Here is a 13,464-nt window from a genome sequence, read left to right as displayed (position 1 = left end):
CCCACAAGAGTGTTCGCGGCAAAGGTCAGTGCGGTCCCCTGCGAAGGCGTCCGGCGGGCCATGCCGGTCGCTCAGCCCCCCACATGCACGACGGGTCGGCGCGGCGTTTCCGGCTCGGCGAGGCGCAGGACTTCGTGCGTGAGCGGCGCAATGTCCCCCTCACCGGCCAGCAGGAACCGCAGGGCGTTCTGGGTGGGGCCTTTTTCACTCCACTCGAAGTACACGTGCGGGGGAATGCCGGTCAGGTCACGCACGTGAAGCAGGACGGCGGCGATGGTATTCGGCACGCTGCTCCCGGTCGCCCGCAGGATGGCGTGCTGGCCGATGCGGGTTCCGGTGACATTCACCGTGGTGGAGAAGTCGCTCGCGTCCCGAATGGCGACTTCCAGGAAGAGGGCCGTTTCGCCGGCGCTCAGGTGGTTGTCGAGGCGGACTTCGAGCGCCTTTTCCTGGTATTCCGCGTCATCCCCCTCGTTCAGGCGGTTGGCGATGAAGCGCACGGGGGCCTGGTAGTGCGTGGCGCTGTCGAGGAGGCCGCGGGCCGTGTCGTCCAGGAGGACGCGCTCCACGCGCAGCTCGGTGCTCCGCCCGATGCGGGACCAGACGCTCACGGCGACGATGCCGGCAATGAAGTACAGTGCGATCCAGAGGCCCTCGGGGCGGTCCTTGACCGTCACCACGCTGGTGTACACGAAGATCACGCTGACCAGCCCGAACAGTGCCGCGGTCAGGCGGTGCCGGCGGCGCAGCTCGGTCAGGAACACCGCGATGGCAGCGGAGGTCATCAGGGCCAGGACGCCCGTGGCGTACGCCCCGGCCTGGGCGTCCACGTTCGCCTGGAACAGGACGGTGACGAGCGCGCTGACCAGCGTGAACAGCACCACCAGGGGCCGCGTCGCCCGCGCCCAGTCGGGCGCCATGCCGTAGCGCGGCAGGTAACGCGGCACGATGTTCAGCAGGCCCGCCAGCGCCGACGCCCCCGCGAACCACAGGATCAGGATGGTGCTCACATCGTACGCCGTGCCGAAGGCGTCCCCGAACCGGTCGTGGGCGAGGTACGCCAGGGCCCGGCCGTTCGCCCGGCCGGCTGGCGTGTCCACCTTCACGGTGCTGGTCTGCCCGCCGGGGGTGACGGTGACGGTCATGGGGACCGGGCCGCCCACCGTGTCCGCGGTGACGCGGTAGGTGCCGGTCCGCCCGGCGGGCACGCTGAGGGTGTAGATCTCCCTGGGTCTCGTCGGATGATCCAGGGGCACGCCGACCGTGCCGCGTCCCGCCTGCCAGTCGCGGGCGTTGAGGGTTTTGGTGATGGTCGTCGCGGCCCAGAACTCGTGCCGGGGGATGAGCAGGGTCGTCACCGCACTCGACCCGATCAGCATGACGCTCATGATCAGCGCGGCGGTGGTCAGGAGTTTCTTCGAGTTGCGGATCCGGCCGAGGGGGCGGGCCGGGGTGTCTCCCGCCTCGCCTTTGACCAGGGGCATGACGACCACGCCGGTCTCGAATCCGGAGAGCCCCAGGGCCAGCGCCGGGAACACCAGGAGCGCCGCGCCTGCCACGGCCAGCGGCGAGGTGTGCGCCTGAAGCAGCGTCTCCCACCAGCCGCTGAGCAGCGCGGGGTTCGCCACGACCTCGGTCAGGCCACGGCCGACCACCACGGCACTCAAGCCCAGGTACAGGGCGACGATTCCCACCGCGATCCCGATGGCTTCCTTGAAACCTTTGAGGAACACCGCGCCCAGCAGCGCGAGAAGCACCAGGGTGATCAGCACCTGTCTGCCCTCCAGGGCGTGGCGCAGGAAGGGGTTTTCGATCAGGTGCGCGGTGGCGTCCGCGGCCGACAGGGTGATCGTGATGACGAAGCCGGTGGCGACGAAGCCCAGCAGGGCCAGCACGAGGGTCTTGCCCGGCCAGTAGCTGAGCAGGCGCTCGAGCATGCTCAGCGACCCGTCCCCGTGAGGGCTTTCCTCCGCGACGCGGCGGTACATGGGCAGCGCGCCCAGCAGGGTGACGAGGACCAGGATCAGCGTGGCGACCGGCGCCACCGCGCCCGCCGCCAGCGCCGCGATGCCCGGCTGGTACCCCAGCGTGGAAAAGTAGTCCACGCCGGTCAGGCACATCACCTTCCACCACGGCTGGGTGTGGTGGTGCTGCTCGCGGATCTGCTGCTCCCCTTCGTAGAAGCCTTCCGGTTCCGGCTGGTTCGTCTCCAGGAACCACTTCATGAACGGGCTGCGTGCCGGGGGAGGAAGGGGCATCCCCGAACGATATGAGAGCACCTCTCCCCCGGACACTGGCCACCTGGCCAGTCCCGGGGGCATGCGGTGGAGTTCGCCGCTGCGTGCCTGGCACCCCGTTCAGTCGCGACTGATCACGTGCACGTCCACGCCCCGCGTTGCCCGCAACACGAAGCGGATCACGTTCCCCCGCCAGAATTCCGCCCAGCGGCTGCGGCTGGTTTCGCCCATCACGATCTGGGTGGCGTGCGCCTTGCGGGCATAGGCGACGAGCGTGTCCCCAATGCCCCCCTGCCGCTCGAGCACTTCAAAATGGCCGCCCAGCGCCCCGGTGATCTCACGGAAGGTGCCGAGCAGCCGGCCCTGCTCCGGCGTCAGCCGCTCGGCCCGCACCGTGACCACATGCAGTTCCCCGTGCAGACGCCCGGACAGCTGCCCGCCCCGGCGAATCAGCCGCGCGGCGGTGGCCTCGGCGGCGATCGCCACCACCACGACCTCATGGGCCGCAGGCTGCCCGTCCGGCACGTCCAGTTCCACAGCCTGCGCCACGTGCCGCAGGGCGATTTCCCGGAGTGCCATCAGGTTCGGCACCGTGAAGAAGTTCCCGAGGGCCTGCTCGATCTTCTCCGGCCCGTAGACCTTCCCGGCGCGCAGGCGAGCCCGCAGGTCCTCGGGGGGCAGGTCGATCAACACCAGCTCATCGGCGGCGCGCAGCACGTGGTCAGGCACGCGCTCACGGACCCGCACCCCGGTAAGGCGCGCCACGGTGTCGTTCAGCGATTCCAGGTGCTGCACGTTCATGGTGGACAGGACGTGAATGCCGGCGTCCCGCAGGGCCTCCACGTCCTCCCAGCGCTTCTCGTGCCGGCTGCCGGGCGCGTTGGTGTGCGCGATTTCGTCAATCAGCACGATCCCCGGGCGGCGGGCAATCAGGCCGTCCACATCCAACTCTGACAGCGTGACATTGCCATGCTGGATCTCGCGCCTGGAAAACACGGGGAGGCCGTCCGCCGCCCGCTTGGTCTCCTCCCGGCCGTGGGTTTCCAGCACCCCGATCAGGGCGTCCTCCCCCGCGCTCAGGTGTTCATGCAGGCTGCCCAGGGCGCGGTAGGTCTTGCCCACGCCCGCCGCCATGCCGATGAACATGCGGTGCGTGCCCCGCAGCGCGCCGGAGTCGCGGTTCAGAGTCAGGCGGACCGGGTCAGGCATGAGCTAGTTCATTCCGTCCAGCGCGAGGTTCACGGTCAGAACGTTCACGCGCGCTTCGCCCAGCACGCCGAACTGCCGGGGCGTGAGGTGATCGCGGATGACGCGTTCCACCGCGGCTGGCTGAAGGCCACGCGCCCGGGCGACGCGGCCGACCTGGAGCAGCGCCGTCGCCAGGGAGACGTCCGGGTCGAGGCCACTCGCGGAAGCGGTCACGGCGTCGATGGGCACGGGGGCGTTCGCGCTCAGGCCGTTCACCGTGCGGAAGGCGGCCAGGCGTTCCTGCACGGCGTCCCGCAATTTGGCGTTCGTCGGGCCCCAGTTGCTCGCGCCGCTGTTTTCCGCGTTGTACGGGTCCGGGCCGCGGCCGTCGGTCCGGTTGGTGATGCTGGGCCGGCCGTGCAGGTACCGCGGCGCGCTGAAGCTCTGCCCCAGCACGGCGGAGCCGACGACGGTGCCCGCCCGGGAGATCAGGCTGCCCCGCGCCTGGGTCGGGAACAGCATGCCGGCCACGGCGGTGGTCAGCAGCGGGTAGGCCAGCCCGCACACCAGGGTGAACAGCCCGGCGGCCAGCAGCGCGGAGAGCATCAGGCGGGGCAGCGGTGTGGGGCGGGCGACCGGTACTGGCTGCGGACCGTCAATGGGAAGCGGTTCGGTGAAGGTCATTTCAGGACAACTCCTTGCTGCATTTGCAGGTGGTCCGCCACAGGCCCCAGGGTCAGGGCCGGGAGGAAGGTCAGCGCGCCGACGATCAGCAGGACGCCGACGGTCAGGGCGCCGAACAGCGGCGTGTCGGTGGGCAGCGTGCCGGCACTGACGGGCACGCGTGTTTTCGTGGCCAGCAGTCCGGCGACGGCCAGCATGGGCAGCAGCGTGAAATACCGCCCGATCAGCATGGCCAGGCCGAGGGTGAGGTTGTAAAAGGGCGTGTTCGCGCCCAGGCCCGCGAAGGCCGAGCCGTTGTTCGCCGTGCCGGACGTGTAGGCGTACAGGAGCTCGGAAAACCCGTGGGGGCCAGGGTTGTTCAGCGAGTGCAGCGCGCCGGGCAGCACGCTGGCGAGGGCGGTGAACCCCAGGATGCTCAGCGGGTGGGCGAGCACCGCCAGCATCACCAGCTTCACCTCCCGGGCCTCGATCTTCTTGCCCAGGAATTCCGGCGTGCGCCCCACCATCAGGCCCGCAATGAACACGCTGAGGAGGAGGTACTGCACGAAGTTGATGAGCCCCACTCCCTTGCCGCCGAAGACGCTGTTGAGCATCATCTGGAGCGTCGGCACGAAGCCGCCCATGCCGGTGAACGAGTCGTGCATGGCGTTCACGCTGCCGGTCGTGGCCGCGGTGGTCGTCGTGGCGAACAGGGCCGTCTGGGCGATGCCGAACCGCACCTCCTTGCCTTCCATGTTCCCGCCCGCGTGCGTGGCCGTGACGGTCTGGTCAGCGCCCAGGCGGCTGAGGATGGGATTTCCCACCTGCTCAAAGGCGTAGGTCATGCTCAGGAAGCCCACGAACATCACCAGCATGCCGCCGAAGATGGCCCAGCCCTGCTTCCGGTTGCCCAGCAGCCGCCCGAAGGCGTAGGTCAGCGCCGAGGGGAGCAGCAGCATGGACAGGATGTGCAGGGCGTTCGTCAGCGGCGTCGGGTTTTCGAAGGGATGCGCGGCGTTCATGCTGAAAAACCCCCCACCGTTCGTGCCGAGGTGCTTGATGCTCTCCAGGCTGGCGACCGGCCCCAGGGCGATCCGCTGCGCCCTGCCTTCCAGCGTCGTGGCCGCCGCATAGGGATCAAGGGTCTGCGGCACACCCTGCCAGACGAGCACGAGGGCCAGCACAAAGCTGATCGGCAGGAACACGCGGTAGATGATGCGGGTCGCGTCCACCCAGAAGTTCCCCAGGGACGCGCCGCTCCGGCCGGCCAGGCCACGCATGAACGCGGCCGCAGCCGCGAAGCCGGTGGCGGCCGACGTGAACATGAAGGTCGTGATGACCGCCATCTGGGAGAAGTACGAGAGCGACTGCTCCCCGCTGTACGCCTGCCAGTTGGTGTTCGTCATGAAGCTCACGGCCGTGTTCCACGCCAGGTCGGGGGCCTGGGCCTTCAGGTCCGACGGGTTCCACGGCAGCAGCCCCTGCAGCCGGATGAGCAGGTACGACAGCAGCAGCATGACCGCGTTGGTGACCACGAGAGTCAGGCCGTACCGCTTCCAGTCCATGCCCTCAGCGGGGTCAATGGCGAGCAGGCGGTAGGTCAGGCGCTCAGGGACGGTGTGCCGCGACCCGGTGAACACGCCGTGCAGCCACCTCCCGACCGGCACCACCAGCGCGGCCATGATGGCGAGCAGGAGCAGCAGTTGCAGGGCAGCCGACATTCAGGAGTCCTCCGGGCGAAGCAGCGAGCGCAGCAGGTAGGCGAACAGGGCCAGCGAGATCAGGGCGAGCGCGAGGATCATGCGAACTCCGGTGCAGCAGGGGCAAAAAGCAGGCGGCGTCTGAGCGGATGCGTGTGGAGGACGATCGGGGCGGCTGGGCGCAGGACGGTCAATCCCACCGCGGAAGGCAGGGTGGCTACGCTCACAGCTGGTCCATTCCTTTCAGGTACGAGGCGCACAGTCCGAACAGCGCCAGGGTCAGCAGCACGAACAGCAGGTCCATGTCAGGCCTCACAGGAGGGGGGTGATGAGCAGGTCGATGACCTTGATGGCGATAAATGGCGCCAGAAGCCCGCCCAGGCCGTACACCAGCAGGTTGCGGGACAACAGCTGCGCGGCGCTCATGGGGTGATACGGCACGCCCCGGAGGGCCAGCGGAATCAGGACCGGGATGATCAGCGCGTTGAAGATCACGGCGCTCAGCACGGCGCTGGTGGGGCTGTGCAGGCCCATGACGTTCAGAACGCCGAGCTCGGGGTAGGCCGTCACGAACAGCGCGGGGAGGATGGCGAAGTACTTGGCGACGTCGTTGGCGATGGAGAACGTGGTCAGCGCGCCCCGGGTAATCAGCAGGCCCTTGCCGATCTCGACGACCTCGAGGAGCTTCGTGGGGTCGGAGTCCAGGTCCACCATGTTCCCGGCTTCCTTGGCGGCCTGCGTGCCCGAGTTCATGGCGAGCCCCACGTCCGCCTGCGCCAGCGCCGGGGCGTCGTTGGTGCCGTCGCCCATCATGGCGACGAGCCGCCCGGCGCGCTGCTCCTCCTTGATCATCTGCATCTTGTCTTCGGGCGTCGCTTCCGCCAGAAAGCCGTTCACGCCCGCCTCCTTGGCGATGGCCTCGGCGGTGAGCGGGTTGTCGCCGGTGATCATCACGGTTCTCAAGCCCATGCGGTGTAATTCGGCGAACCGCTCGCGGATGCCGGGTTTGATGATGTCGGAAAGGGCCACCACGCCGAGCAGGCGGTCATTCTCGATCACGGTCAGTGGGGTGGCGCCGCCGCGCGACACTTCATCCGTCATGCCGGCCAGTTCGGGTGGAATGCGGCCACCACGTTCCTGCGCCAGGGCAGAGATGCGGCTGCCTGCTCCCTTGCGGATGCTGCGGCCGGGGGCGTCCACGCCGCTCATGCGGGTCTGCGCGGTAAATTCGATGAACTTTGCATGCTGCGGCTCGGGCGCGTCCACGCCACGCTGCCGGGCCAGCGCCACGATGCTTTTGCCCTCGGGGGTCGGGTCCGCCAGGCTGGAGAGCAGGGCCGCGTGCGCCAGGTCGGTCTCGCTCACCCCGGGCAGCGGATGGAACGCGGTCGCCATGCGGTTCCCGACGGTGATGGTGCCGGTCTTGTCGAGCAGCAGCACGTCCACGTCCCCGGCGACCTCGACGGCTTTGCCGCTCTTGGCGATCACGTTCGCCTGGAGGGCCCGGTCCATGCCCGCGATGCCGATGGCGGGCAGGAGCCCGCCGATGGTGGTGGGAATCAGGCAGACGAGCAGCGCGATCAGCGTGACCGGGCTGGCCGGCGCGCCCGCGTACACCGTGAACGGGTAGAGGGTCACCACCGCGAGCAGGAAGATCAGGGTCAGGCCCGAGAGCAGGATGCTCAGGGCGATCTCGTTCGGCGTCTTCTGACGGCTGGCCCCCTCGACGAGGGCGATCATCCGGTCGAGGAAACTCTCGCCGGCACCGGACGTGACCCTCACGACGATGCGGTCGGACAGCACCCGCGTTCCGCCGGTGACGCCGCTGTGATCTGTGCCGGCCTCGCGGATCACGGGGGCACTCTCGCCGGTGATGGCGCTCTCGTCCACGCTGGCCAGCCCCTCGACGATCTCACCGTCGGCGGGAATCATCTCACCCGTGTCCACCACCACGAGGTCGCCGCGTTTCAGGTGCGTGCCCGCCACGACTTCCTCGCGTCCCTGAACGAGCCTTCTGGCCTTCACCTCCTCGCGGGCCGAGCGGAGCGAAGCGGCCTGCGCCTTGCCCCGCGCTTCCGCGAGCCCCTCAGCGAAATTGGCGAACAGCACCGTGAGGAGCAGCAGCAGGGTCATGGCCAGCTCGTACCCCCACGGCTGGCCGGTCACCACGTTCGCCACCGTGAGGTACGTGGTGAGCAGCGTGCCGACGTACACCACGAACATCACCGGATTCCGGGCCTGATCGCGGGGAGAGAGTTTGACGAAACTGGCCCGCGCGGCGTTCCGCATCAGGTCCGGCGCGAAGATGCCCGGCTTCGGTGCCGGTTTTGACGGGGTGGAGGCGGCGGTCATGGGTCCCCTCCAGGCGTGGCGGTCTCGATGTCAGTCATCGCTGCGGATGCTCCGCCTGGGGGGCGGGGAGCGGTATCGGTCAGGTGGCGGCCCCGGGTGGCCGGGTGGCGGGCCGGGTTGGCCACCTGGCCAGTCCCGCACCGCAGCCCGCCGGATTACGCTCTGGGCATGTGGCCCCGCCTTCCCTCCACGCCCCGCGGGTGGCTGCGGGAACTCTTCCCACCGCCCGCCTTTCCGCTCAGCAACCGGACGGTGTGGACCGTGGCCCTGACTGTGCTGGTCACCGCGCTGCTGGCGGACGTCCTCACGCCGGCGTCCCTGGCGGTCGGCACGGTGCTGAGCGCCTCGGTGGCCTTCGCGGCGCTGGGCACGTCCAAGCGGGCGGTGTGGCAGCTGATGGTCCTCGCGGTCCTCGCGAACATCGTCGCGGGCCTCTGGAACGGCTGCCGGGATGGCCTTCAGCCCGAACACCTCGCCAATCGCGCCGTGAGCATCCTGGCCGTGCTGCTGGTGGGGTTCCTGTCCCTGCGGGCGCGGGAAGCGTCCGAGCGGGCGGCCTCCCTGGCCCACGAAGAGCACGAACTGGCCCGCGAACGCGCCCGGCGTCAGCTCGCCGAGGATCTCGGCGGTCCCCTCGGGCAGGCGGAGTTCGTGGACCGCGCCGCCGGCGCCCTGCTGCGCCTCACCGGGGCGAGCAGCGTGGAGATCGGCGCCGTGGACCGGGCCGTGCTCGTTCAGCCGTATGCGCTGGCCCTGTCGGCCGACCTCGCTCCTCAGGACCACCCGAGCCGCCTGGGCACCCGCGTCCCGCTGGACTTCCTGGCGCACCCGGTGGGGACCGGCGACATGTGGGCCGCGGAGGGGGGCCACGTCCACCTGGCGCGGCTGCGGCGGCCCACGGACGGCGACCTGCTGCTGATCCTGACCGGGCCCAGAACGCCGCCCAGCCGGACAGCCATGGCCATCCGCGCCATGCAGCCCCTGCTGGAACGCACGGCCCTTCTCGACGATCTGCGCCGCAACCGGGAGCAGCTCGCGGAACGTGGGGAACTGCTCCGCGACCTGGTGTACGCCTTTAGCCACGACCTCCGTACGCCGCTGCTGGCGAATGCCATGAATATGCAGGCGGCCCTGAAAGGCGCGTACGGCCCGCTCCCGGACGCGTACCTGGCAACCCTGCGCAACGGCCTGGAAGCGAACGAAACCCTGCTGTCCCTGGCGGACCAGCTGCTGCTCATCGCCCGGTACGAGAGCGGCGAGGCGGACCAGAACGCGGCCGAGGCGGAAGAGCCCCAGGAGGTCCGCCTGCGGGAACTGGTCCTGAGCGTGGTCCGGGATCTCGCCGCGCGCGCGGACGCCCGGGGTGTCACTGTGGACACCCAGCTGGACGGCGTGAGCGTCCATGGGCGGAGACACGACCTGCGCCGCGCCGTGCAGAACCTCTTGGACAATGCCGTGAAGTTCGCCCAGCCGGGCGGGCAGGTCCTGGTCAGTCTCGCCGAGCAGAACGGCGAGGCGGTCATCAACGTGCTTGATGACGGCCCCGGGGTGCCCCCTGCGCGTCAGGCCCGGTTGTTCCAGCGGTTCCGGTCCGGCGGCGCAGGGAGCGGCACCGGCCTGGGCCTGTACCTCACCCGGCGGATCGCGGAAGCCCACGGCGGAACCGTGACCTATACTCGCGCCGCGAGGGCCCAGAGCCTCTTTACCCTGACCCTTCCCCGCCACCATGCCTGAGCCCACCGAGACCACCAGCGCCGCCCCGGTCCGTATCCTGCTCGTCGAGGATCACGCCTTCACCCGGGACGGCCTGAGGGCCACCCTGAACCTGGAAACCGACCTGCGGGTGACCGCCGAGGCCCGCAGCGGCGAAGAAGCCCTCGAACGAGTGGGCGAAAGTGCGGTGGACGTCGCCATCATCGACATCGGCCTGCCAGGCATGGACGGCATTCAGACGGCGGCCGAGCTCAAGCGGCGCCACCCGGCCACGCGGATCGTGATGCTGACCGCCCATGACCTGCGCGAGGAGGTGCTGGCGTCCCTCGCGTCCGGCGCGGACGCGTACTGCCTCAAAAGCGCCTCACCGGACCTGCTGCTGCTCGCGGTCCGGGCGGCCGCGGCGGGCAGCGCGTACCTGGACCCGCAGGTCGCCCATCACGTGCTCAGCGGAGTGCGGGCTCCGGCGGGCAAGGCGCCCCTGACGGCGCGGGAGATGGAAGTGCTGCGCCTGATGGCGGACGGCCTGCCGAACCGCGACATCGCCGCCGCGCTTGAGGTCAGCGTCAGCACGGTGAAGCTGCACGTGCAGGAGATCCTGGTGAAACTCAAGGCGGCGGACCGGACGCAGGCCGCCGTGAAGGCCCTCCGGGTCGGGTGGCTGGATTGAGTCCGGTTCGCCTGTGCTGCGCCTTCCCGCCCGCGCTGCCGTGCTTGGTTCTGCTCAGGCAATGGCACGTGTCCGTTCCCCGACGTGGACGGGCCTGTCGGAACCCGTGAACCAGACTCTGCCCGGCCTGTGCCATTGACGAACGCGTGGCGGGCAAAGAATGCCGGATGGTCCCAGTGTCTGCTGCTGTTCGGGACGCTCCTGCTGCCAGGAGTGAGCCAGAACGCCAGGTTCAACACCAGGCGGTCCGCCCGCAGGACGGTCCCTGTTCGGGGTTTTCCTCACCACTGTTCCTGACTCTCGTCCGGATTGCCTGCTCCGGTCAATGGAGCAGAAGGAGCTGGCCAAAACCAAATCGTTGCGCAGGTCTGAGCCCACCGCTCATTGCCTACCTTCCCGCCCTGAGCGCAAGCCATGCGAAGCGAATTCTGGTTCGGTCAGGCAGGGCAGAGTGTCTCACCTTGTTCCCCTTGCAGCCGGGGGGTGGAAGGAGAACAATGAGGGCAATTCTTCCAGAAGAACAGCCCGGCAAGCCGGCGGCACTCTTGGGTTGAGCGGGAAGAACCGCTGCGGCTGCATCAACTGACGCGACAAGTCATCCGATTTCCCCTCCTTGCCTGTCACAAGGAGCAGTTCCGTTTCGCAGGAGGCGGTATGAAAGCATGTGGACGGTGGCTGTCGACCGGCACGCTGTGCCTGCTCGTTGCCTGTGGAGGTGCACCTGGTTCAACCCCTCCACCCGTGCCTGGTCCGGAGTCCTGCTCAACACAGTGGGGGGCCACGTCGGGGAAACCGGGCACACCTGTGACGTTTACTCCCTCGGTCGATGTGGCGGCACTTCCTGTCGTGACGCTGGTGGGCTCCGGTGAAGTTGCTGCCACGCTTCCAGTGAGCCGCACGGGCGTCGGCGGGCAGTATCAGTTCCTGATGCCGTTCGGTCCGCTGATCAGAGGCCCGGGGACGCTGACCGTGCGTGTTAACGCTGGAAGCGTCAATTGTGGGTCGACTGCCCTGCAGATCATTGGACCCGGTGACACCGACGCATACCAGGGGGCGGCCGCCCGGTACTTTTCCCACGTCAGGGGGGCGGTTCTGGCCACGGCCTCCAGGGCGGGCATCGACGTCACCGATACCCAGGGCGACTGGGGTGAAGTCGCCAAGCGAAATCTTCCCTTTGCCATGGTCGAACTTCTCCTGAACCATCCGTCGAACCCCTCTTCCTTCGGCCAGATTCTGGAAACCAGGACGGTGCCTCACCAAGGTGCCCCTGGCCCAGTGGACCTGGACGCGTTCGACATGATCTTCTCGGTGATTGACCAGCGGCAGTCCGCGGCCGGATCCTTGGCCTCGCCGGGCACCCTGGCCAAGGACGGCGTGACGTCACAGGACACCGGTGGCACTTGTCAGTTCGGACCTGACTGGAGGCCGGTGATCGGCGGCGCCGCGGGCCTCGTGAACTGTCTGCGGGAGCGCCCGGGCGGGGCCGAGACACAACAGTTGGCCCGGCAGAGGCAGGCCGCGCTTGAGGTGGTTGCCGGGCTCCTTGCCGTCTATTCGGTCACAAGCGACAACCCCACCACACTTCCGGCGCGGAAGGCCGTGATTGCCGCTGCTTCGACCGTGATCGCCTCGCTCTCAGCGGTCCAGACCTGGAACGACTACCGGACCGGCGTCATGCCTGAGGGCGTCATCCCGGAGTCTTTTGTCTTTGATCTGTCGCGGACGGCGCTGACGCCTGTCGCGCCTGATACCGAATGGTCCAATGTCCTGGTCACGCCCAGGAAGACCGCGGGGGCGAACATGACTGCCGTCCTCCACCGGGCCATGACGTCGGCCTATCAGCAGCTGAGCGGCCTCTCCGGAATGGGCACGACGGACCTCGACCGGCTCCTGCTGGAGCAGGGGTCAAGACGCTTCCAGGCGCTGCAGGCCCAGATCCATCAGGCGTTGACCGAAAAATCTCTCATTGATGTCATTGCGCCGCAGACATTCGGTCCTGTGGACCTTACGAACTATCCGGGCGCCTACTCGGCCAGCCTGAAACATCCCGAACCGTTCAAAGTCACCGTGGAAGCCCACCGGATCGAATGGCTTCCGCCCTTTGACCCGGTGACGACCCATCTGATCCTCACGCTGAACAAAACGCTCTTTCTGACCGACACGTCGGCCCATAAGGCGATCAAAGGCAGCAACGAGCAAACCTACATGTACTTCACGTTGAAGACCACGGTCCTCGCCCACGGTCAAGGAGGCGGGTCCGAGAACGATGGGCAGACGAGCTTGACCTGGACGGCGTCCTTTGGCGAGACCACCGTCAACACCTTCGACTGCGGTGGTGCGATGCCCACCTACGCGCTTGAGCCCGGCCATTCGACACCGGTCACGCTTGCCTGCCGGCTCGTGGGATCAGCGGACAAACATCACGACGCGACATCGACGCTCGTGACGCATACCGACCCGTACCAGTCGGTCAAGACGACGACGGTCACGGGCCGGGGGGGAAAGACCGCCGGGCCACTGGACTGGACGCTGTCTGCGCGCCTGACCGCTTTGGACGACAGGTTCATCTTCAGCAACGTGCCCCCAGAACCGGGAGGGACCTTCCTGATCGGCCACCCGGAATTCTCGTACCCCTATGTGACCAGGACTGACGCCGTGATTACCGGCTACGGTGCAGGCAGCGACAGTCGGCACGAGAGCCAGACCACCAGCATGTCCGTCACCGACTTCTTTACGGTCGAATCCAGGAGAGGGGCCGCGGACGTCACCATGGATTCCGGCTCATTCACGGTGGTGTCCCCAGAGAAATGCGATCAGGCCCAGTACCCCGGCTGCACGTGGCAGAAAACCGTGGACTGGACCTTGTTCCTGAACAACCCGTGGGGCTATTGACCTCAGCGCCTGCCCGTCCCGGCACGGGTCCAGGCGCGGGGTGTCCCCC

9 protein-coding genes are annotated in these 13,464 nt (G+C 68.3%); 3 read left to right on the top strand and 6 right to left on the bottom strand.

Going from position 1 to position 13,464, the window contains the following annotated elements; all coding sequences use genetic code 11:
• Window positions 1–71: 71 nt before the first annotated feature.
• From DFI_RS14235 to kdpB, 6 genes are all read right to left on the bottom strand, one after another.
• Window positions 72–2,258 (bottom strand): APC family permease, encoded by a 2,187-nt coding sequence (locus DFI_RS14235; RefSeq protein WP_027463644.1) that lies wholly within the window; start codon window positions 2,256–2,258, stop codon window positions 72–74.
• 99 nt (window positions 2,259–2,357) lie between these two features.
• On the bottom strand, window positions 2,358–3,446 hold the full coding sequence (locus DFI_RS14230) for a universal stress protein (RefSeq protein ID WP_027463643.1): 1,089 nt from the start codon (window positions 3,444–3,446) through the stop codon (window positions 2,358–2,360).
• Between the two features lie 3 nt (window positions 3,447–3,449).
• Window positions 3,450–4,109 carry a potassium-transporting ATPase subunit KdpC gene (gene kdpC, locus DFI_RS14225; RefSeq protein WP_027463642.1) on the bottom strand — a complete coding sequence of 220 codons (660 nt, stop codon included), beginning with the start codon at window positions 4,107–4,109 and terminating at the stop codon, window positions 3,450–3,452.
• A complete protein-coding gene (gene kdpA, locus DFI_RS14220; RefSeq protein WP_027463641.1) occupies window positions 4,106–5,809 on the bottom strand; it encodes a potassium-transporting ATPase subunit KdpA in 1,704 nt (567 codons plus the stop codon). Before kdpA ends, kdpC begins: the two co-directional genes overlap by 4 nt.
• Window positions 5,810–5,890, bottom strand: a complete 81-nt coding sequence (gene kdpF, locus DFI_RS14215; RefSeq protein WP_081425915.1) for a K(+)-transporting ATPase subunit F — start codon at window positions 5,888–5,890, stop codon at window positions 5,810–5,812.
• Window positions 5,891–6,100: 210 nt separating this feature from the next.
• Complete coding sequence (gene kdpB / locus DFI_RS14210; RefSeq protein WP_027463640.1) at window positions 6,101–8,140, bottom strand: potassium-transporting ATPase subunit KdpB; 2,040 nt, start codon at window positions 8,138–8,140, stop codon at window positions 6,101–6,103.
• Window positions 8,141–8,308: 168 nt separating this feature from the next.
• On the opposite strand from kdpB, the gene DFI_RS14205 reads away from it, so the two are divergent.
• From DFI_RS14205 to DFI_RS14195, 3 genes are all read left to right on the top strand, one after another.
• Window positions 8,309–9,874 carry a sensor histidine kinase gene (locus DFI_RS14205; RefSeq protein ID WP_043778858.1) on the top strand — a complete coding sequence of 522 codons (1,566 nt, stop codon included), beginning with the start codon at window positions 8,309–8,311 and terminating at the stop codon, window positions 9,872–9,874.
• Window positions 9,867–10,523: a response regulator gene (locus DFI_RS14200; protein WP_027463638.1), complete on the top strand. Its 657-nt coding sequence runs from the start codon at window positions 9,867–9,869 to the stop codon at window positions 10,521–10,523. The genes DFI_RS14205 and DFI_RS14200 overlap by 8 nt, the downstream gene beginning before the upstream one ends.
• Before the next feature lie 804 nt (window positions 10,524–11,327).
• Window positions 11,328–13,415, top strand: coding sequence for a hypothetical protein (locus DFI_RS14195; RefSeq protein ID WP_155864572.1), 2,088 nt, complete (start codon window positions 11,328–11,330; stop codon window positions 13,413–13,415).
• Window positions 13,416–13,464 lie beyond the last annotated feature (49 nt).

The organism is Deinococcus ficus, from assembly GCF_003444775.1.
Lineage (GTDB): Bacteria > Deinococcota > Deinococci > Deinococcales > Deinococcaceae > Deinococcus > Deinococcus ficus.
The sequence above is the reverse complement of the archived record's forward strand: the minus strand, read 5'-3'. Positions and strand labels throughout refer to the sequence as shown.

Bases quoted from the DNA above. Each gene is read 5' to 3' on its own strand.
- DFI_RS14235 (WP_027463644.1), bottom strand. From the start codon at position 2,258: ATGCCCCTTCCTCCCCCGGCACGCAGCCCGTTCATGAAGTGGTTCCTG.
- DFI_RS14230 (WP_027463643.1), bottom strand. From the start codon at position 3,446: ATGCCTGACCCGGTCCGCCTGACTCTGAACCGCGACTCCGGCGCGCTG.
- kdpC (WP_027463642.1), bottom strand. From the start codon at position 4,109: ATGACCTTCACCGAACCGCTTCCCATTGACGGTCCGCAGCCAGTACCG.
- kdpA (WP_027463641.1), bottom strand. From the start codon at position 5,809: ATGTCGGCTGCCCTGCAACTGCTGCTCCTGCTCGCCATCATGGCCGCG.
- kdpF (WP_081425915.1), bottom strand. From the start codon at position 5,890: ATGATCCTCGCGCTCGCCCTGATCTCGCTGGCCCTGTTCGCCTACCTG.
- kdpB (WP_027463640.1), bottom strand. From the start codon at position 8,140: ATGACCGCCGCCTCCACCCCGTCAAAACCGGCACCGAAGCCGGGCATC.
- DFI_RS14205 (WP_043778858.1), top strand. From the start codon at position 8,309: ATGTGGCCCCGCCTTCCCTCCACGCCCCGCGGGTGGCTGCGGGAACTC.
- DFI_RS14200 (WP_027463638.1), top strand. From the start codon at position 9,867: ATGCCTGAGCCCACCGAGACCACCAGCGCCGCCCCGGTCCGTATCCTG.